The organism is Metabacillus sediminilitoris, assembly GCF_009720625.1.
GTDB classification, from domain to species: domain Bacteria; phylum Bacillota; class Bacilli; order Bacillales; family Bacillaceae; genus Metabacillus; species Metabacillus sediminilitoris.
Map to the genome: position 1 here is coordinate 3436870 of NZ_CP046266.1, position 17706 is coordinate 3454575.

20 protein-coding genes are annotated in these 17706 nt (G+C 34.9%); all 20 read right to left on the reverse strand.

All coding sequences use genetic code 11. The features are described 5' to 3' along the window. Positions 1-154: 154 nt before the first annotated feature. The 20 genes from panD to aroA all read right to left on the reverse strand — a co-directional run bounded on the left by panD (position 155) and on the right by aroA (position 17706). A complete protein-coding gene (gene panD, locus GMB29_RS16410) occupies positions 155-538 on the reverse strand; it encodes an aspartate 1-decarboxylase (RefSeq protein WP_136351055.1) in 384 nt (127 codons plus the stop codon). 65 nt (positions 539-603) lie between these two features. Next, positions 604-1452 (reverse strand): pantoate--beta-alanine ligase, encoded by an 849-nt coding sequence (gene panC / locus GMB29_RS16415; RefSeq protein WP_136351056.1) that lies wholly within the window; start codon positions 1450-1452, stop codon positions 604-606. Further along, the gene (panB, locus tag GMB29_RS16420; RefSeq protein ID WP_136351057.1) at positions 1449-2288 is read right to left on the reverse strand and encodes a 3-methyl-2-oxobutanoate hydroxymethyltransferase; all 840 of its coding nucleotides are present in this window, start codon (positions 2286-2288) and stop codon (positions 1449-1451) included. Before panB ends, panC begins: the two co-directional genes overlap by 4 nt. Before the next feature lie 419 nt (positions 2289-2707). After that, positions 2708-3688: a biotin--[acetyl-CoA-carboxylase] ligase gene (locus tag GMB29_RS16425; protein WP_136351058.1), complete on the reverse strand. Its 981-nt coding sequence runs from the start codon at positions 3686-3688 to the stop codon at positions 2708-2710. Next, a complete protein-coding gene (locus GMB29_RS16430; RefSeq protein ID WP_168733738.1) occupies positions 3658-4872 on the reverse strand; it encodes a CCA tRNA nucleotidyltransferase in 1215 nt (404 codons plus the stop codon). Before GMB29_RS16430 ends, GMB29_RS16425 begins: the two co-directional genes overlap by 31 nt. A 26-nt stretch (positions 4873-4898) precedes the next feature. Next, a complete protein-coding gene (bshA, locus tag GMB29_RS16435) occupies positions 4899-6029 on the reverse strand; it encodes an N-acetyl-alpha-D-glucosaminyl L-malate synthase BshA (RefSeq protein WP_136351060.1) in 1131 nt (376 codons plus the stop codon). Continuing rightward, complete coding sequence (bshB1, locus tag GMB29_RS16440) at positions 6029-6739, reverse strand: bacillithiol biosynthesis deacetylase BshB1 (protein WP_136351061.1); 711 nt, start codon at positions 6737-6739, stop codon at positions 6029-6031. Before bshB1 ends, bshA begins: the two co-directional genes overlap by 1 nt. Beyond that, positions 6732-7148: a methylglyoxal synthase gene (gene mgsA / locus GMB29_RS16445; protein ID WP_136351062.1), complete on the reverse strand. Its 417-nt coding sequence runs from the start codon at positions 7146-7148 to the stop codon at positions 6732-6734. Before mgsA ends, bshB1 begins: the two co-directional genes overlap by 8 nt. A 14-nt stretch (positions 7149-7162) precedes the next feature. After that, positions 7163-7960, reverse strand: a complete 798-nt coding sequence (dapB, locus tag GMB29_RS16450; RefSeq protein ID WP_136351063.1) for a 4-hydroxy-tetrahydrodipicolinate reductase — start codon at positions 7958-7960, stop codon at positions 7163-7165. Further along, the gene (locus GMB29_RS16455) at positions 7947-8303 is read right to left on the reverse strand and encodes a nucleotide pyrophosphohydrolase (protein WP_136351064.1); all 357 of its coding nucleotides are present in this window, start codon (positions 8301-8303) and stop codon (positions 7947-7949) included. The genes dapB and GMB29_RS16455 overlap by 14 nt, the downstream gene beginning before the upstream one ends. A 214-nt stretch (positions 8304-8517) precedes the next feature. Then, positions 8518-9309 (reverse strand): sporulation protein YpjB, encoded by a 792-nt coding sequence (gene ypjB, locus GMB29_RS16460; protein WP_136351065.1) that lies wholly within the window; start codon positions 9307-9309, stop codon positions 8518-8520. Positions 9310-9417: 108 nt separating this feature from the next. Further along, positions 9418-10020, reverse strand: a complete 603-nt coding sequence (locus GMB29_RS16465; protein WP_136351066.1) for a lipoprotein heptaprenylglyceryl N-acetyltransferase LhaT — start codon at positions 10018-10020, stop codon at positions 9418-9420. A 370-nt stretch (positions 10021-10390) separates the two neighbouring features. Then, positions 10391-11158 carry a menaquinol-cytochrome c reductase cytochrome b/c subunit gene (locus tag GMB29_RS16470; RefSeq protein WP_136351067.1) on the reverse strand — a complete coding sequence of 256 codons (768 nt, stop codon included), beginning with the start codon at positions 11156-11158 and terminating at the stop codon, positions 10391-10393. Positions 11159-11232: 74 nt separating this feature from the next. Continuing rightward, on the reverse strand, positions 11233-11907 hold the full coding sequence (qcrB, locus tag GMB29_RS16475; protein WP_136351068.1) for a menaquinol-cytochrome c reductase cytochrome b subunit: 675 nt from the start codon (positions 11905-11907) through the stop codon (positions 11233-11235). 4 nt (positions 11908-11911) lie between these two features. Next, a complete protein-coding gene (locus tag GMB29_RS16480) occupies positions 11912-12418 on the reverse strand; it encodes a Rieske (2Fe-2S) protein (RefSeq protein ID WP_136351069.1) in 507 nt (168 codons plus the stop codon). Between the two features lie 145 nt (positions 12419-12563). Next, the gene (locus GMB29_RS16485) at positions 12564-13016 is read right to left on the reverse strand and encodes a YpiF family protein (protein WP_136351070.1); all 453 of its coding nucleotides are present in this window, start codon (positions 13014-13016) and stop codon (positions 12564-12566) included. A gap of 266 nt (positions 13017-13282) precedes the next feature. Further along, entirely contained in the window at positions 13283-13825 is a 543-nt protein-coding gene (locus GMB29_RS16490) for a ReoY family proteolytic degradation factor (protein ID WP_136351071.1), read from the reverse strand. Between the two features lie 79 nt (positions 13826-13904). Then, positions 13905-15173 carry a tetratricopeptide repeat protein gene (locus GMB29_RS16495; protein WP_136351072.1) on the reverse strand — a complete coding sequence of 423 codons (1269 nt, stop codon included), beginning with the start codon at positions 15171-15173 and terminating at the stop codon, positions 13905-13907. Between the two features lie 102 nt (positions 15174-15275). Beyond that, a complete protein-coding gene (locus GMB29_RS16500) occupies positions 15276-16187 on the reverse strand; it encodes a hypothetical protein (RefSeq protein WP_136351073.1) in 912 nt (303 codons plus the stop codon). Between the two features lie 223 nt (positions 16188-16410). After that, positions 16411-17706, reverse strand: a complete 1296-nt coding sequence (gene aroA, locus GMB29_RS16505) for a 3-phosphoshikimate 1-carboxyvinyltransferase (protein ID WP_136351074.1) — start codon at positions 17704-17706, stop codon at positions 16411-16413.

Sequence of the window (17706 nt, forward strand, 5' to 3'; positions counted from 1 at the left end):
ATGTATTGTATTTATTAACGTATCCTAACTATACCATAATCATAAAGAAAAAAAGACTGACTCTCAACAAAAGTCCGAATTCATCGTAAGGAATACAAATTCAGATATTTGAAGAGTCAGACCTTTATAATTATCTATCTCTCTATAGAATTTTTTACATGATTGTTGCTGCTGGCTCGTGACCGATTATTTCTACAATATTATTATTTTCATCCATGATTGCGATTTTAGGATTGTGTGAAGAAACATTTTCTTCGGGAATTAATGTGTAAGTAAGGATAATGATAATATCTCCTTCTTGTACTAACCTTGCAGCTGCACCATTTAAACATACGACGCCGCTTCCTCTTTCACCTGCAATAATATATGTTTCAAATCGTGCACCATTATTATTATTGACTATCTGAACCTTTTCGTTTGCAGCCATTCCCACAGCATCAATGATATCTTCATCAATTGTAATACTTCCAACATAATTTAAATTCGCTTCTGTTACACGCGCTCGATGAATTTTTGCATTTAGCATTGTACGAAACATTTTCTCTCCTCCAAATGTTCATGATCTCTATAATCACCAATGAATCATTATAAAAACTTTGTTATTTATTGAACTTCGATCGTGATATTATCAATTAGTCTTGCTCCAGTAAACTTGACAGCGACAGCAATGATACATTTTCCGCTAATTATCTCAACTTCTTCTAAGTCAGGATATGAAAGAGTCTCAACATAATCAATGTTTCCATCCGTTTCTTCATTAATGATATGTGTAATGAGGTGATTAATCTTTGTTTTGTTACGTTCCCCTTGTAAAATTAATTGTTTAGCTGCTAATAAGCTTTTATAAATAGATGGCGCTTGTTTTCTTTCTTTTTCGCTCAAGTATACATTTCGTGAGCTTTTGGCTAGACCATCTTCCTCTCTAATCGTTTCGACTGCTTCTAATTGAACGGGAAATTCAAATTCATTTATTAAGCCATCAATAACTGCTACTTGTTGTGCATCTTTCATTCCAAAGTAAGCGCGGTTAGGCTCAATTAAATTAAAGAGCTTTGTTAAAATTGTTGCGACCCCGTCAAAATGTCCTTCTCTCGATCTCCCACAAAGGACATGAACTCTTGAAGTTACAGTAACAGTATATGAAGGTTTATTTGGATACATTTCATTTACGCTTGGACTGAATAAAAGATCTACACCAGCAAGTTTTGCCAATTCTTCGTCTCTTTTTATATTTCTTGGATAGGAATCAAAGTCTTCATTCGGCCCAAATTGTAATGGATTTACAAAAACACTTAATACGACAATATCATTTGCTTTTCGTGCTTCATCTAAAAGTTTCAAATGTCCTTCATGTAAAAATCCCATTGTTGGTACGAACCCGATCGTTACATTTTTATTTTTATATTCCGTTATTTTCTGCCTTAATTCTTTTTTAGTTGTAATCACATTCATCTCTTTATTCCCCCATATATGCTAAATAGCTCTTCTTCTTTCATGTTAAAGGAATGAGATTCATCGGGAAAAGATCGATTTTTTACCTCTATAATATATTGACTAATAGCCTGTTCAACCGTTGAAGCTAACGCAGCATACTTTTTAACAAATTTCGGTACTTTTTCGGATCCATAGCCAATTAAATCATGATACACCAAGACTTGACCGTCTGTTTTTGCTCCTGCACCAATCCCTATTGTAGGAATTTCTAATTGTTTTGTTATTTCTTCGGCCAATTGTTGTGGTACACATTCTAAGACAAGAGCAATAGCTCCTGCATCTTGACATTTCTTTGCATCATCTATTAATTTTCGTGCAGCCATTGCATTTTTCCCTTGTACTTTGTATCCGCCTAGTACATTAACAGACTGGGGTGTAAGACCAAGATGTGAGACTACAGGTATACCACCATGAGTAAGCGCTTCAATAATTTCTGCAACTCCATCGGCTCCTTCAAGCTTTAAAGCATCTGCTCCCCCTTCTTGCATAATACGAGTTGCATTTTTCATCGATTCTGCTTTTGAAAGATGATAAGACATAAATGGCATATCTGTAACAACAAACGTGTCGTTTGCGCCGCGTTTTACCGCTTTTGTATGATGGATCATATCCTCAACTGTAACTGGAATTGTAGAATCATAGCCTAAAACAACCATGCCTAAGGAGTCACCAACAAGGATCATATCGACTCCAGCTTGTTCAACATGTTTTGCACTTGGATAATCATAAGCCGTTACCATTGTGATCGGTTCACCAATTTGTTTCATGTTCATAAAATCAAGTCTTGTCTTCATATTGTTTCCCTCCTAATTTCAAAGAGCATTCTTTGGTATTCATTCTTCCTTATGCTCAAAGCTGTAACATGGATAGAATCTTCTTTACGTACACAACATTCTACTGGTTCAATATCAGTGCTTGTTAGGAGAGAAGATGAAATAAGCGATTTTACGTTTAATCATATAAAAAAATCCTTCTTTCGACAAAGAAAGAAGGATTTAAAGGCATACTAAAATCGATTTTCATCCCTCTGTCCTAGTCCTTTTTGGATCAAGGCAGAATTTCATTAAAATTCATTTTTTAAGGTTCATTACAATCACTACAAGAGGTGTAGTTCAATTAGATACTACCCAAGTGAAAGTATAACAGAATGTTCAAATAAATTCTATCATTTGTTCTATACAATTTATTTGTATATATAACAACTATTTATTACTTATTTTATCTCTATATCAGCTGAATAAATTCGTTCAATTGACCGATCTGCCGTTTCGATTAATAAAACGCCATCATCATTAATTCCAATTGCTTTGCCTTCAATCGATCCACGAAGAGTTCTTGCAACAATCATTTTATTTAAACTAATAGCATATCCTTCCCAAAGCAGCTTAATTGGCTTAAACCCTTTAGTCAAATATAAAGAGTATAATCCTTCAAATTTCAATAAGATCATTTGAATTAACTGTGCTCTCTCAAGGTTTGTCCCTGTTTCAATCTTAATAGATGTTGCAATATTTCGAAGTTCCTCAGGAAAATGCTCAATTGTTTGATTTACATTTATTCCAGTTCCAATGATCACAGAATGCACTTTATCCGCTTCAGCTTGTAACTCCGTTAATATGCCAACGATTTTTTTCCCATTTAACATAATATCGTTTGGCCATTTTATTGTTGGTCTAAGGGGTGTTAACTCTTCGATTGCTTGTACAATCGCCACAGCGGTTAAAAGTGTTAGCTGAGGTGTTTGATTAACCGGTATGTTCGGGCGAATAATCATACTCATCCAAATACCTGTACCACTTGGAGAATACCATGCTCTAGCCATTCTTCCTCTTCCATCCGTCTGTTCATCAGCTACAACGATCATTCCATCTGGACAACCGTCATTTGCTAGACTCTGTGCTATTTTCTGTGTAGAAGAAACGGTCTGTTCAAAATGGATGTGGCGTCCCATGATATTCGTCTTTAAGCCTAATTGAATTTCATTACTGCTTATTTTATCTGGCTTTTTTGTTATTCGATAGCCTAATCGCCGAACACCTTCAAGCTCATAGCCTTCTTTACGTAAATCTTCAATATGTTTCCAAACAGCCGTTCTAGAACAACCTATATATTCACTTATTTTTTGACCTGATAAAAATTCTCCATCTGCTTTTGAGAAGGCCTCTAGTAATTTTGTTCGAAGTCCTGTTTGCAACTCATAAGCCACTCCTTTATTGCCGAACTATTATTTGCAAGTTTTTTAGTAACTATTGCTTTTTCAATTTCAGAAATTGCTTTTGAGACCCATGGACCTGGTGTTTTATTCAGGGTTTGGATGACTTCATGACCTTTCACTGCGATCTGATCTCTACTTTGAAGCGGAAGTTGTGAAAAAGAATGTTTTATTTTATTTATATTAGCCTTCAATTCGTCCGGTTTGGTCATTACAGTACGAAGCCTTTCGACAGATAGTGCTGTTTCATAACCCGCTTCATATAATAAAAGATCTGACCAAGGGTTTTGTTGTAAAATCGTTAATAGATGGATATTTTTTTCTACCGATTTAATAAGTTTAACTGGTAATTTCCATTCCCTCAAAAAGTGATCAATTCTTGTAGGTTTTATAAAAAAAGTTAATAAAGTCCAAAGCTCTTCATTTGTTTCTAATAATTGCATGTTATATGTCGCAAGCAATCTCAATTCCTGCTTTTTCATATCTAATCCAGGTAAATATTTATTCAAGTTTGTTTCAACAATCATATGCAGTGCAGTTTTTATATTCATACCTTTTAAAAGCTTTTCCATTTCGATCGTTTTTCGCTCAACGGAAATGACATTTAAAAGTTGAATATGTTCTTTTATCGCCTCAATTGTACGAGGACATAATGTAAAATCCAACTGACTAATAAATCTAACAGCTCTTAACATGCGTAAAGCATCCTCTGTAAATCTTTCTGAAGGAGATCCTACTGTTTGAATAAGTTTCGCTTTAATATGAGCCTTACCATTAAAATAGTCTTGAATTTCACCATCAATGCCCATAGCCATTGCATTTATTGTAAAATCTCTCCGCCGTAAATCTTCTTTTAATGATGTTATGTAAGAAACTTTTTTCGGTCTTCGATAATCTTCATATTCTGATTCAGTACGATAAGTTGTTACTTCATATGGAATGTTTTTATGTAATACGATAATTGTTCCATGCTTTGCCCCAACGTCAATTGTTTTGCTAAATAAATCCTGTACTTCATAAGGCTTTGCAGATGTTGCTATATCAACATCCCCTATCTTGCGTTTTAAAAGATAATCCCTAACTGCTCCCCCAACATAATAGGCTTCGTAGCCAGCTTTATGCAGCTTTTCTAATATAGGTTTTGCTTCTATAAATGGGGTATCCATCATCGACAACTCCAATTTCGCTCTCTTTAGCTAAGCAGATCATAGTAAATTGATTCATATTGCGAAACAATTTTCTCAGAATGAAAATCATTTTTTGCTATATATATCGCATGTTCCGACATTTTCTTATGTAGATCAGGATTTGATAATATATGAATGGCATGATTTGATACAGTATTAATATCACCAATTTCACTTAGAAAACCTGTCTTCCCCTCATGAATGACTTCAGGTATTCCTCCAATGTTCGTACCAATACACGGTACTCCACATGCCATTGCTTCTAACAGAACCAAGCCAAAACTTTCTTTTTCTGATAATAGTAGCATCAAATCACTAATAGAATATAGTTGCTCCAAATTGTCTTGTTTACCTAGAAAAAGAACTTTATCTGTAAGACCTAATTCTCTTACAAGTCGACTGACAAACGACATTTCAGGACCATCACCAACTAGTAGTAATTTCGCGTTAATTTTTCGCTGAATTAATTGGAAAGAATAGATCACATCCTGAACACGTTTTACTTTTCGAAAATTTGATACATGGATGATGACCTTTTCATCCTCATCGATTCCATATTCTCGTTTTAAGTGTGTTGTGTTTTTCTTAAAGTAAATACGATCATCAATAAAATTATAAACCGTTTCAATCTGTTTTTTAGGTTGAAGGAGTTCAATTGTTTGTTCCACTAGTGAATGTGAAACGGCTGTTACTTTATCAGAGGTTTCAATGCCAAAACGAATCAAATCTGAAAGTGATTGGTCATAACCTAGAACCGTAATATCTGTACCATGAAGAGTTGTAACAATCTTAAGATCCTCACCAATCATTTGTTTAGCTAAAAATGCACAGATAGCATGTGGAATTGCGTAATGTACATGTAATAAGTCTAATTTTTCTCTTTTAGCGACTTCTGCCATTTTACTAGCTAATGCTAAATCATATGGAGGATATTTAAATACTGAATACTGATTTACTTCCACTTCATGAAATGTAATATTACAATAAACTTTATTTAAACGAAAAGGCAAACTTGATGTAATAAAATGAATTTCATGACCCCGTTCAGCAAGCAGCTTGCCAAGCTCTGTTGCTACTACACCTGAACCACCAACAGAGGGATAGCAGGTAATTCCAATTTTAAGCTTTTTTTTCATCACACATCACCTAATAAGTCATTTGAAAGTAAAATTGGCTTTTTCGTTTTAAACCCTTCTGCGTATATGACACCAACCTCTTTTCCAAACAATCTCTCCCTATTCTCTACACTCTCAATATACCCGTTTGTTAATGGTGTATCTGTCGAACCATTTGATTTCTCAAATTGACTTTCATACGCACGAAGACTTGATAATTTCTGATTGATTGTATGTGAAATATCAATGACAAAATCAGGCTTATGAAAACCATTAATCATATAATAAAAAGTTGATTGAACACGATGTGGTAATTGTTCCATTTCGTCTTTATACTTTTTTATACCTGCAGAAAATACTGCTTCCTCTACTAATCTGGAACAATTTCCATGATCAGGATGACGATCCTCAAAATAAGGGATAAAGACAATTTTAGGTTGATATTCTCTAATAATAGTTACAATTGACTTGATCGCAGCTTCTGTTAAAAGAAGGCCCCGATCAGGTAATTGTAATTGAATTCTATTTGTTATGCCTAAAATTTCCCCAGCTCGTTTTGCTTCCTGTTGACGAATCGAAACAGTGCCATTTGAAGAAAGTTCAGCCATCGTTAAATCACAAATACCGATTTTATGCCCAAGTTTACTATATTTTGCTATTGTTCCTCCCATCCCGATTTCCACATCGTCTGGATGGGCGCCAATTGCAAGAATATCAAGTGTTTTACTCATTTTCTGCTCCTTGTTTATGTATCACGTTTCTCCAATTTAAATCTCCGCGTTCCAGACCTCTGATAAGCATTTCAGCTGTACCCATATTTGTCGCTAAAGGTATTGCATATACATCACAAAGGCGAATTAATGCTGTAATATCCGGCTCATGCGGTTGTGCTGTTAATGGATCTCGAAAGAAAATAACCATATCCATATCATTTTTAGCGATCAAAGCACCAATTTCTTGATCTCCACCTAATGGACCTGATTGAAAACGATGAATTGATAGTCCACTTGCTTCCTGAATTCGTAAACCTGTAGTACCTGTTGCAAAAAGTTCGTGATCTTCAAAAATAGGTTGATATGCCATTACAAATTGTACTAGGTCTGTTTTCTTTTTATCATGAGCAATTAATGCAATTTTCATTTTCATTTTCCCCTTTATTCAATAATGTTTTCTAATCCGTAAACAAGCAAATCTACTTTCATTACATTTTCAACGGCCAGTTTTACTCCTGACATAAATGAAGCACGATTATATGAATCATGACGTATTTTTAAGGTTTGTCCATCTCCTCCAAACATCACTTCTTGATGTGCAATTAATCCTGGAAGACGTACACTGTGTAATCGAATGCCATCAAAATTTGCTCCGCGTGCACCTGGAATGAGTTCTTTTTCATTTGGATGTCCTTGTTGTTTTTCTTCTCTTACTGCTGAGATCATCTCGGCTGTTTTTATCCCTGTACCAGATGGTGCATCTAACTTTTGATCGTGATGTTGTTCAATAATTTCAACATCTTGAAAGTACTTTGCAGCCATTTGTGAGAATTTCATCATTAAAATTGCTCCAATTGCAAAGTTTGGTGCTATAATCGCTCCAATACCTTTTTCAGATGTCAATTGTTGTAATTCCTTTAAATCGTCTTCAGAAAATCCAGTTGTCCCAACAACAGGTCTTACACCATTTATTAAAGCCTTCTTAGTATGAATTTTGCCAATTTCAGGTGTTGTTAAATCAATTAATACATCTGGTTTCGTTTCAAAAAAACACTTATCAATATCAGAATAAATTGGTACGTCAGCGTTAAAGCCATCTAGTTCCTTTAAGCTCCACCCGTCATGTTTATGATCTACTACTCCAACTAGTGTAAAATGTGTTGTTTCTTCTACAAGCTTCACTGCCTCACTACCCATTCTGCCTCTGGGCCCCGCAATCACAATCTTAATCTCTTCCATTTGATAAATCTCCTTTACTATCTATTCTCGTCCAACGATTTTTGTCTCTTGTTTGAAATTTATTCATAACAAGATCATGTGCTTTTTCTAAATCTATGTTTAATGAATTAGCTAGGCAGATCAGAACAAATAAGACATCACCTAGTTCTTCTTCAATTTCCTTCTCTTCTTCAGAAGCTTTTTTAGGCTTCTCACCATAATAATGATTGATTTCTCTAGCTAGTTCTCCAACTTCTTCTGTAATACGTGCCATCATTGCAAGTGGCGAGAAATATCCTTCTTTAAATCCACTTATGTATTGATCAACTTCTTTTTGAAGTTCTTGCATCGACTTCTGCTTCATCTGTATCACCTCACATACTTTACTCTTCAATGTTAGCTAATCAATCAACGTTTTACAATTATTTCGACATCATTTTTTCAAAATTTGCATCTTGACATTCTTTTGAGTTTACGAATTTATCTTTTCACATAAAAAAATTGATCATAATCAATTCATCCTTTTGATAAAAATAATGATCAAACAAAAAAGGTTAGAATTAAATCTAACCTAATCTTTATTCTTTATTAATTTCCCGTTTCTCTATTCTAGCTTTTTCTGCACGATATTTTCTAAAGCCAGCATATGACAATGATAATAATATAACACTTCCCGTTGATATCATTACCCATAACAACGAAGGATCTGCTTCATCTTCTTTCACCCGCTCGAAAAGGGCCTTTAATTCTTCTTCCATTATGGCCAGTTGTTTAAAACGACTAGTTTCTGAGATTTCTTGAAACAATCGATCCTCTACTAATGAAATATGAGCATCCATCTGTTTAACTCGCTGACTATCTAAATCTACCTGTATGCTTGGATAAATCACTTCGTATAATGATAAGAATTGATTCCAATCATGCTGAAAGGATTGATTGTCACCTTCAACGACATCATTTTTCATTTGCGTGAAAGTTTCCATAATAGACGATTCCATAGAACCCCATAAAGGTTGATGTTCAGATACCATAGCATCGACAACTAGTCGAAACTTAGTTAATGATCGAACTTTCTCATTTGTGCTGACCTTTTCATCCCGCAATATATCTTTTGCATTTTTGTGAGTGCTTGTTATTGTTCTTAAATGATCAACTGAAATATTTTCATTTTCAAGTGGGAGCTCTTTAAATTTCACTGCAAAGTAATCGAGTAATTGGGCCGACTCGTTAAAACGTTCCTGCTTTGCTAGTTGTAACGCTGTATCAGAAATCTCATTTAAAGATTCCCAGTCATATGCTTCTTCTCCAAGTGCTGGTTTCATGTAGATCAGCAACATACTAATCATAATTGCGGCTATCCATTTCTTCATCCTTGTCCCCCCTACAACTTCTATTAAAAAAAGTATGTTGAAATGGACAAGGTTAGACCAATATTTTCGTACAAAAAAATGATTGTTACATGTAGAAAGCCTAGATATTTATCTAGACTTAGGAAGACTTAATTGTTTCGCACGTTTATCAATAACTAAATAATAAGCAATCAATAGAGAAATGACGCTTAACCAAAATGTAAAATATCCAACTTGATTGATATAATCCATTATGACACTGTATCTTGGCATCATTCCAAATACATAATCAATTACATCATTATGAAAAGTCCAAACGGCTGCAAGCAGCAAATGCCAGACTTTAAAGCGGTAATATGGTGCATAAAGTAAACCTTGAATGGCCATACCAAAATGTGATGCAATTAACATATAACTTTCCCATGGTAAACTGCCATTAATCATTAATACAAGAATATTCATAATGACTGCCCAAATTCCATATTTAAAAAGAGTAACAATTGCTAGTGCTTCAATTATTGGAAAGTTTTTGTGCATTAAAAATCCAACCAATACAATAAAGAAAAATAGGCTGGCAGTAGGGCTATCAGGAACAAATATGTAAAAATGGGCAGGCGTATCTGCTAATTGATATCGATACCAATAGTAGCCATATGCAGTCCCGAAAAAGTTTATTAACGTCAGGATTATTAAAAAAGGTTTTTGACCTAAAGCATATTGAAATATTTTCATTTTTCACTCACCAAATCTAAATTATTTATAGCCTATCAACATTCATTTTCAAAAATTAAACTAAGATAAATTAACTAAAACTTAGTAATTCTAACTACTTTGCTCTCAATTTTTACAAAAGGCTGTTTTCACAAACTTTGTGGCTATTTACAAGTAGTGCAATATGGTTGATTGCAGCGAGAGATGCTCGCTTTTTAGCGGGGCTGGCGGTGAGCCTCCTCGGCGTAAACGGCTGCATGAGTCTCACCTGTTCCGCTGCTCCCGCAGGAGTCTCGCACTTCTGCTCCAATCAACCTTATATAGTTATCGTTTAAAAGCAACAATCTCTTAGAAAAGAGCCTTACAAAAAAAAGCTGACTATTGTCAGCTTTTATTTTGAAGTAACACCAGAGATAAACTCTGAAAGAACTTTTAATTGATCATCTGTTCCTTTGAAAACGCCTGCAGGCATTGCTCCTTGACCATTTTTAGCAATATCTGCAATTTTATCTGGCTCTAATCCATTATCAACGAGAGCTTTACCTGCAGCCCCACCTTCTAGATTATCACCATGACAAGAGATGCAGCCTTGCTCTTTATAGATTGCATAACCCTCAGATGATGTGTCAATATCTGCTTCAGCTTTGATTTTCCCCTGTTCAGCAGCTGCTTCCCAATCATGTGTCGCAACTGATTCATATGTTAAGTAGAATGTAGCAGCCACACCAAGAATCATCATCCCTACAGCAACCGGTCGTTTTGCAGGACGACGATGTGGTCCGCGATCTAGGAATGGAGCTAACATTAACGCACCAAATGCTAATCCAGGTATTACGATAGCACCAATAACCGTATATGGACCTGATGCAAATGAATATTTTAACAATTGGTATAAAAATAAGAAATACCAGTCTGGTAATGGAATATAACCAGCATCAGTAGGGTCTGCCACACGCTCAAGCGGCGATGGATGGGCTACTGTTAAACATAAAAAGCCAATTAAGAAAACAGCACCTACTAACCACTCTTTTAAAAGGAAGTTAGGCCAGAACGCTTCTGTCTTCCCTGGATATTCCGAATAGTCCTTTGGAATATTTGGTTTTCTCTCTGCTGGAATACGAGAGTCGCCAACAAATTTCATACCTTTTCCGCGATGCATAAATTCCCCTCCTTACTAAGGTGGTCTCCGATATTATTTCGTTTATATCGTAATAGTTCTTTTGCATTTTAATCTTATAGCGGTCCTGAAATACCTTGCTTACGTATCATGACAAAGTGAGCTGCCATTAAGCCGAAAAGTGCAGCTGGAAGGAAGAATACATGGATAGCAAAGAAACGTGTAAGTGTTTGAGCACCTACGATTTCAGGGTGACCTGATAATAATGTTTTAACAGTTGGTCCAATTAATGGTACCGATTCTGCTATTTGTAATGTAACCTTTGTTGCGAATAACGCTTTCATATCCCAAGGTAGTAAATAACCCGTTAAACCTAAACCTAGCATAATAAAGAATATAAGTACGCCCACGATCCAGTTTAGTTCACGTGGTTTTTTATACGCTCCTTGGAAGAAAACGCGCAACGTATGTAAGAACATCATAACAATGACTAAACTTGCACCCCAGTGGTGCATACCACGTACAATTTGACCAAAAGCTACTTCATTTTGTAAATAAAAAACGGATTCCCATGCATTTTTAATATCTGGCACATAATACATCGTTAAAAACATACCAGAAAGAACTTGAATAACTGTAACGAAGAATGTCAGTCCACCAAAGCAATAAACAAAGGCAGAAAAATGGTGTGCTGGGTTTACGTGTTCAGGAACTTCATGGTCAGCAATATCGCGCCACATCGGCGTAATATCTAATCGTTCATCAACCCAATCATAAATTTTGTTAAGCAATAGATTACGCCTCCCCTCGTGGTTTTGCTTTACCTAAGAATAAATAACCGTCCTTAACTGCTTGATCATAAACATCTAGCGGAGCAATTGGCGGTGTTCCCGGAATGTTTGTACCATCTTTTTCATATCTTCCATAGTGACATGGACAGAAAAATTGGTTTGGGTTAGACGGATCATTATTCCAACCTACAGTACAGCCTAAATGTTTACAAATTGGTGATAGCGCTGTAATTTTGTCGCCATTTTTGAAAACCCATGCTGATCTTGTTTCTTCTGATTCGTACCAAGCATCTTTTTGTTTGATTTTAAAGTCAAAGCGTTGAGGTTCTTCAGTCAGTTCGTCCACCTTGACAACTTGTACTAAATCTGTTTCTTCTGCTGGTCGGAGCACAGGGTCAAGTGCAAAGCGAACCATTGGCATTAGCATACCTGCAGCCATGAAACCGCCTACACCCGTAAGCGTGTAGTTCAAGAATTGACGTCTAGAAACTCGATGTTTTTTCTCGCTCATCATTTTCCCCCCTCTATCTTAAGCTCAGTCCGTTAAAGGACATACGGAAAAGACATATAAAACTAGGACATTCTCATGATATATCAATCTCATCAAGAGGTCAATAAAATCCTGATTTGTTATCTTGGAAATGAAAGGGTTTTTATTATTTATTCCAAGATTGTAATAAAATGTTCAAAATTTGTTCAACTTGATCCTGCATTAATTTTTTCTTTAGGTTCTCATCCATATGCTCGAACGGGACTGTAGGCAACCATACAAGGTTCCCTTTTAGCAGTTCACTATTACTTTCCTTAAGTGACTCATCACTTGTTAAGAAAATAACGTGCTTAAACTCCTGTTGAATGTTAGTTTTCCATTCTATTAAGTTTTCAATCACATTTATTGAATTTTTTAAATAAGATATCGAAGGAAAAAGATAAACCCTGCCTTTTAGCTGTCTCTCAAGCTCGATCGTTACATGTGTTATATACTCCCCTTTAGAAACAGTCGTTTTAAAATCTGTGTCTAAACAAACCGGGATTAATGGAATAACAGCAGTATCGACATATTCCTTTGATTGCTGATAAATATCAAAGTCACTTATAGTCCACTTCAAATTTCTACACCCCCACTATTAATGAAATATAGATATATTATAATGTTTGTCTACCTAATTGTTAAATATGAAGTTCAAATTATAGCTATTTTCTTTTTTCTATGCACACAAATATACCCTTCCACGTTTTGTGAAAGGGTATCAAAACAATCGTTTCTACGTTCTTTTTTTTAGCTTCCGTACTTTCTCCATGAATGATGCCGCTTATTATTTTAAGCTACTATACACGAATAGATAGATGTATGGGAAAGTCGATCAGATCATCATTATTTTTGCAAGTTAATCAATTGTTTCGTTAGCCTTTGAAAGCCCTCTTTATCTTGACGATCAAGGGCTTCGTCAATTAATTGAAGAAGCTTTTCTTTTTGATACGTTTGCAAGGAGTGCTCAAGGACCTTTTCAGCGACTTCACGGTCCTTTTCATTCTCGTTTAAATGCTTTGGCATAAATGGATTTGATACTAATACAGCTGCGTATTGAGGGGACTGATAAGCTGATCTAAAATTAAGTTGAATAAAAAGTTCTTCGTCTTTATTTAAACGGATATCATGGAAAGATTTTTCCGCATCTGTTGTCATCACATTTTCTTTATAAAAACGGAAAGGAACTTCTTCAACACAGTGCGTTGACATGATTATCCCCCTTGGACAGTACTGTGCTTGCTCTACAAAGTGCACTTTTTCCATTAAGGTATCATGACTCATTAAATAATTTAAAATCCATACACATTCTCTTCTTTTCAGTTGATAATGGTTTAAAAACCACCTGACAAAATCTTTCTTTTCGTGGACAGATACAGGGGCCACCATACAATTCCCTCCTCTGCAATTCAGTTGTTTCTTACATAGTTAATTCCACAAATCGAATTAAATTCCTTCTTTACCCGACTTAAAACTCATCTTCTAATTGTAGCAATATCTCGCCAATTTCGACATTTGAAGGGTCTTGCTTAAGAATTTGTTCAAATATCGCCTTAGCTTCTCTTCTACGTCCTTCCTCTAATAGAAAATAACCATATTCCTGTAAAAACTCTCGTTGTTCCTTGAAAGAATTATATGCTAGTTGATAATGATTTAATGCCTGTGTATATTCTTCTTTTTGATGATATGCTCTTGCTAAATTCCAATCAAACTGTGGATCCTCTTCGCCATATTTTTTACTTTCTGAAATAATATCAATGACATCGTCGTATCTTTCATCTTGTAGAAAAACATGAGATAATGTGATAGCAGCTTCAATATGTCCAGGATCTATCGCAAGTGTTTCACGTAATAATTTTTCAGCTATTTTTATTTCGCCTGATTTTATGGCAATTTTACCGCCATATAGATACAACTCTTTATTGTATTCATCTGCTTTTATTCCTTCTTGGACAATTTCAAGACTTTCTGATATTAATCCCTCATGCTCATAGGCCTTTGCTAAATATAAATAAAGAGAAGTATAATGTGGATCAGCCTCTTTCAACTTTGAAAATTGTTGAATAGCTGTTTTAAAATATCCTCCTTGGAACGCTGTAAATCCATATCCAAATAATGTGTTAAGATCCTCATGTTCACTAATAGCTTCTTTATAATAATCAAGTGACTCTTCAAATTGACCAATCGCACTTAGACACTCTGCAAGCCTTTGGCTTATAAATATTCCTGAAATCGACGAATGTTCTTCTTTAACCGTTTCGTAATAAGGGATAGCATGTTTGTATTTTCCTTGATGTAAATAAAGTTCCCCTAAAGCGAAATCGATAATACGTTCATGTGGTAATAAGTGCTTTGCTTCTTGTAATTTTTGTTCACTGACTTCCACTAATCCTTGCATCTGATATAAATCTGCTAATAAAAGGAGTGCTTGTGGATATGCTTCATGATCGATCATTATTGTATTTAATAAATCAATCGCATCCTCCTCTTTTTCCATCTCAATAAAAAGTTCTGCTAAAAATAAGGTAATTTGTATTTCATCAGGATAAAGAAAGTGCAGTTCTTCAATAATATCATGTGCTTTATCAATGATTCCCCATTGATAATATTCTTCTGCTAATTGCAGTTTCTCTTCATCATGAAGTGTAGGCTCTATATTTGCTAATAGATCTAAGCCTTTTTCTGTTTCACCTTTATTTACCAGATTAATTCCTTCGATTAATACTGAATTAAACATATTTATTCCCTTCTTTTTAAACGAATAATTGTAGTTATTGTATCGTATATCTTACATGTAATGTTTTGCTAATGGCAACTGATATGATTTCATTAAGTATACTTAAAAAGAAGCTGATTGTGGAATAAAACGACCTGAAATAGAAATAAAACTTTCTTCACCAACACCTGGATTAAAAGTAATATCACCTTTTACATTTATAAGTTTACCTTGATGAGCTGTGAAAGTTGGCACCTGTTCATCATATTGAATCTTTGGCATACCATTTGTATGATAACGTAAATCATCTAAATTGTACAAATTATAGTTTACTTGTCCACCTACTCGGATATCACCTTTTACAGGATATATACCTAATCTCATTAACACATTTTTAGATAAAGGTGCCTTTTCTTCCAAAGGCGTTGAAATCGAGGAAAGACGATTCTCTTTCATAATTTTTTCCCATAGATGCAGGATTTTTTGATTTTTATGAGAATCTTTAGGTGGATATAGAATGAGTGTAATTGGATTTGAAAACATGGCATCTCTAATCCAGCCCCATGAAATCGCTTTAAATGTATCCTCTTTGTCAGCTTCTATAAAAACGACAGATACATTCTGTTGTTTACATTTTCTTAAAATAGCAGGTGTTAATGAGTGTAGGGGAAGCTTAATACCAATATAATAATCAATTGGTGTGTTAATCATTTGATGTCTTTTTTCCTTTAGTTTCGTAGCAAGATCTCGTTCACCCTGAACATCTACTACTGTTAGTAGTGAAGTACAGCCTTTTTTTAAGTAATGCTGGATCATATATTGTTTGAATTCTTGAAAGTGAAGTAATGTATGAAGAGAAAAATCTAGCATAACATATCCTGGGGTTAATAAATAAGTGCTCATATCCATTCTCATAAAACGAAAATTTTTCATTGAAGGACGCATAAATTCAATTCTGTCGTGGTTAATTAATAATGAAGTTTTTTCAACACTATCAGCTTTTAGCAGACTTACATTTTCAATTATATAACTCACTTTACTCCCCACCTTCTTTCCTCTTAAGACAAGCTATGAGTGAAGGTGATAAAATATGCTAATAAATTTCGGATGATTGAAGAAAGGCCTCTTAAAAGGGTCATAGTGATTCAACATGAGATTGTCCTAAATTCGAATTTACGATAGGTTGTCCTTTATTCAAATTTAAAACAACTCTCATTTGAATCAATCTACGTTTAAGATTTGCATTATTTTGAACCTATTATTTTGATAATAATGCTAAATGATCAAAAAAGTTTGGGTATGATACTTCAATAGCCTTTGCATCATATAATGTAATCGCGTCTTGAGTAATACAAGAAGCAACTGCTAGCATCATGCCAATTCGATGATCACCATGACTTGAAACTGTTGCATTACCTACTAATTTCGTTTTACCAGTTATGATCATACCATCATCAGTGCCTTTTATTGTTGCACCGATTTTTGATAGTTCACCTACAACTGTATCGATACGATTTGTTTCCTTCACTTTAAGTTCACTTGCATCTTTAATGATCGTTTCACCTTCAGCTTGTGTGGCAAGTAAAGCAATGACAGGGATTTCGTCAATTAGCTTTGGAATCAAGTCCCCACTTATCGTAGTTCCTTTTAAAGACGATGTTTTTATTACAATATCAGCAATTGGCTCAAAAGCATCCTCTTTATGTGGGATAATTTCAATAGATGCTCCCATCATTTTTAACACATCAAGAATTCCAGTTCTTGTTGGATTTATCCCTACATTTTTAAGGATGATCTCACTATTTGGTACAATAGCTCCTGCTACAAGGAAAAAAGCAGCAGATGAAATATCTCCTGGTACAAATATATTTGTCGCGGTTAAACTTTGGCCGCCTTTTACTGTTGCAGAGATTTCATCTTCTTTAACTTCAACACCAAATGCCCGTAACATACGTTCAGTATGATCTCTGGATTTATGCGGTTCTATCACTGTAGTTTCTTCCTGATTTGTTTTTAATCCAGCTAAAAGAATCGCAGATTTAACTTGTGCACTAGCAACTGGTGATTCATATTTTATACCATGTAATTCTCCACCGCGAATAGCTAATGGTGTAAATTGTCCATTTTCTCTTCCATCAATTTTAGCTCCCATTAACCTTAATGGTTTTGTCACTCTGGCCATTGGTCGTTTGGCAATTGACTCATCACCGATAATACATGAATGGAATGACGATCCAGCTAAAATCCCCATCATTAATCTTGTCGTTGTTCCAGAGTTGCCAACATCTAAAATGGATGAAGGTTCTACTAAACCATCGTAGCCTTTTCCTTCAACTGTAACCGTACCTTCTTGAATGTCGATTGAAACACCCATCTTCCGAAAACAATCTACAGTACTTAAACAATCAGCACCCATTAAAAAATTTGTGATTACTGTTTTACCGTTTGCAAGTGACCCAAACATTACTGCTCGATGTGAAATCGATTTATCCCCTGGTACTTCAATCGTACCAGCCAAGTTATTTACATTTGATAATTTCTTTTGTTCCGACAT

Coding starts and splice junctions, on each gene's coding strand:
- panD (WP_136351055.1), bottom strand. CDS start 538: ATGTTTCGTACAATGCTAAATGCAAAAATTCATCGAGCGCGTGTAACA.
- panC (WP_136351056.1), bottom strand. CDS start 1,452: ATGAATGTGATTACAACTAAAAAAGAATTAAGGCAGAAAATAACGGAA.
- panB (WP_136351057.1), bottom strand. CDS start 2,288: ATGAAGACAAGACTTGATTTTATGAACATGAAACAAATTGGTGAACCG.
- GMB29_RS16430 (WP_168733738.1), bottom strand. CDS start 4,872: ATGGATACCCCATTTATAGAAGCAAAACCTATATTAGAAAAGCTGCAT.
- bshA (WP_136351060.1), bottom strand. CDS start 6,029: ATGAAAAAAAAGCTTAAAATTGGAATTACCTGCTATCCCTCTGTTGGT.
- bshB1 (WP_136351061.1), bottom strand. CDS start 6,739: ATGAGTAAAACACTTGATATTCTTGCAATTGGCGCCCATCCAGACGAT.
- mgsA (WP_136351062.1), bottom strand. CDS start 7,148: ATGAAAATTGCATTAATTGCTCATGATAAAAAGAAAACAGACCTAGTA.
- dapB (WP_136351063.1), bottom strand. CDS start 7,960: ATGGAAGAGATTAAGATTGTGATTGCGGGGCCCAGAGGCAGAATGGGT.
- GMB29_RS16455 (WP_136351064.1), bottom strand. CDS start 8,303: ATGAAGCAGAAGTCGATGCAAGAACTTCAAAAAGAAGTTGATCAATAC.
- ypjB (WP_136351065.1), bottom strand. CDS start 9,309: ATGAAGAAATGGATAGCCGCAATTATGATTAGTATGTTGCTGATCTAC.
- GMB29_RS16465 (WP_136351066.1), bottom strand. CDS start 10,020: ATGAAAATATTTCAATATGCTTTAGGTCAAAAACCTTTTTTAATAATC.
- GMB29_RS16470 (WP_136351067.1), bottom strand. CDS start 11,158: ATGCATCGCGGAAAAGGTATGAAATTTGTTGGCGACTCTCGTATTCCA.
- GMB29_RS16480 (WP_136351069.1), bottom strand. CDS start 12,418: ATGAGCGAGAAAAAACATCGAGTTTCTAGACGTCAATTCTTGAACTAC.
- GMB29_RS16490 (WP_136351071.1), bottom strand. CDS start 13,825: ATGGTGGCCCCTGTATCTGTCCACGAAAAGAAAGATTTTGTCAGGTGG.
- GMB29_RS16495 (WP_136351072.1), bottom strand. CDS start 15,173: ATGTTTAATTCAGTATTAATCGAAGGAATTAATCTGGTAAATAAAGGT.
- aroA (WP_136351074.1), bottom strand. CDS start 17,706: ATGTCGGAACAAAAGAAATTATCAAATGTAAATAACTTGGCTGGTACG.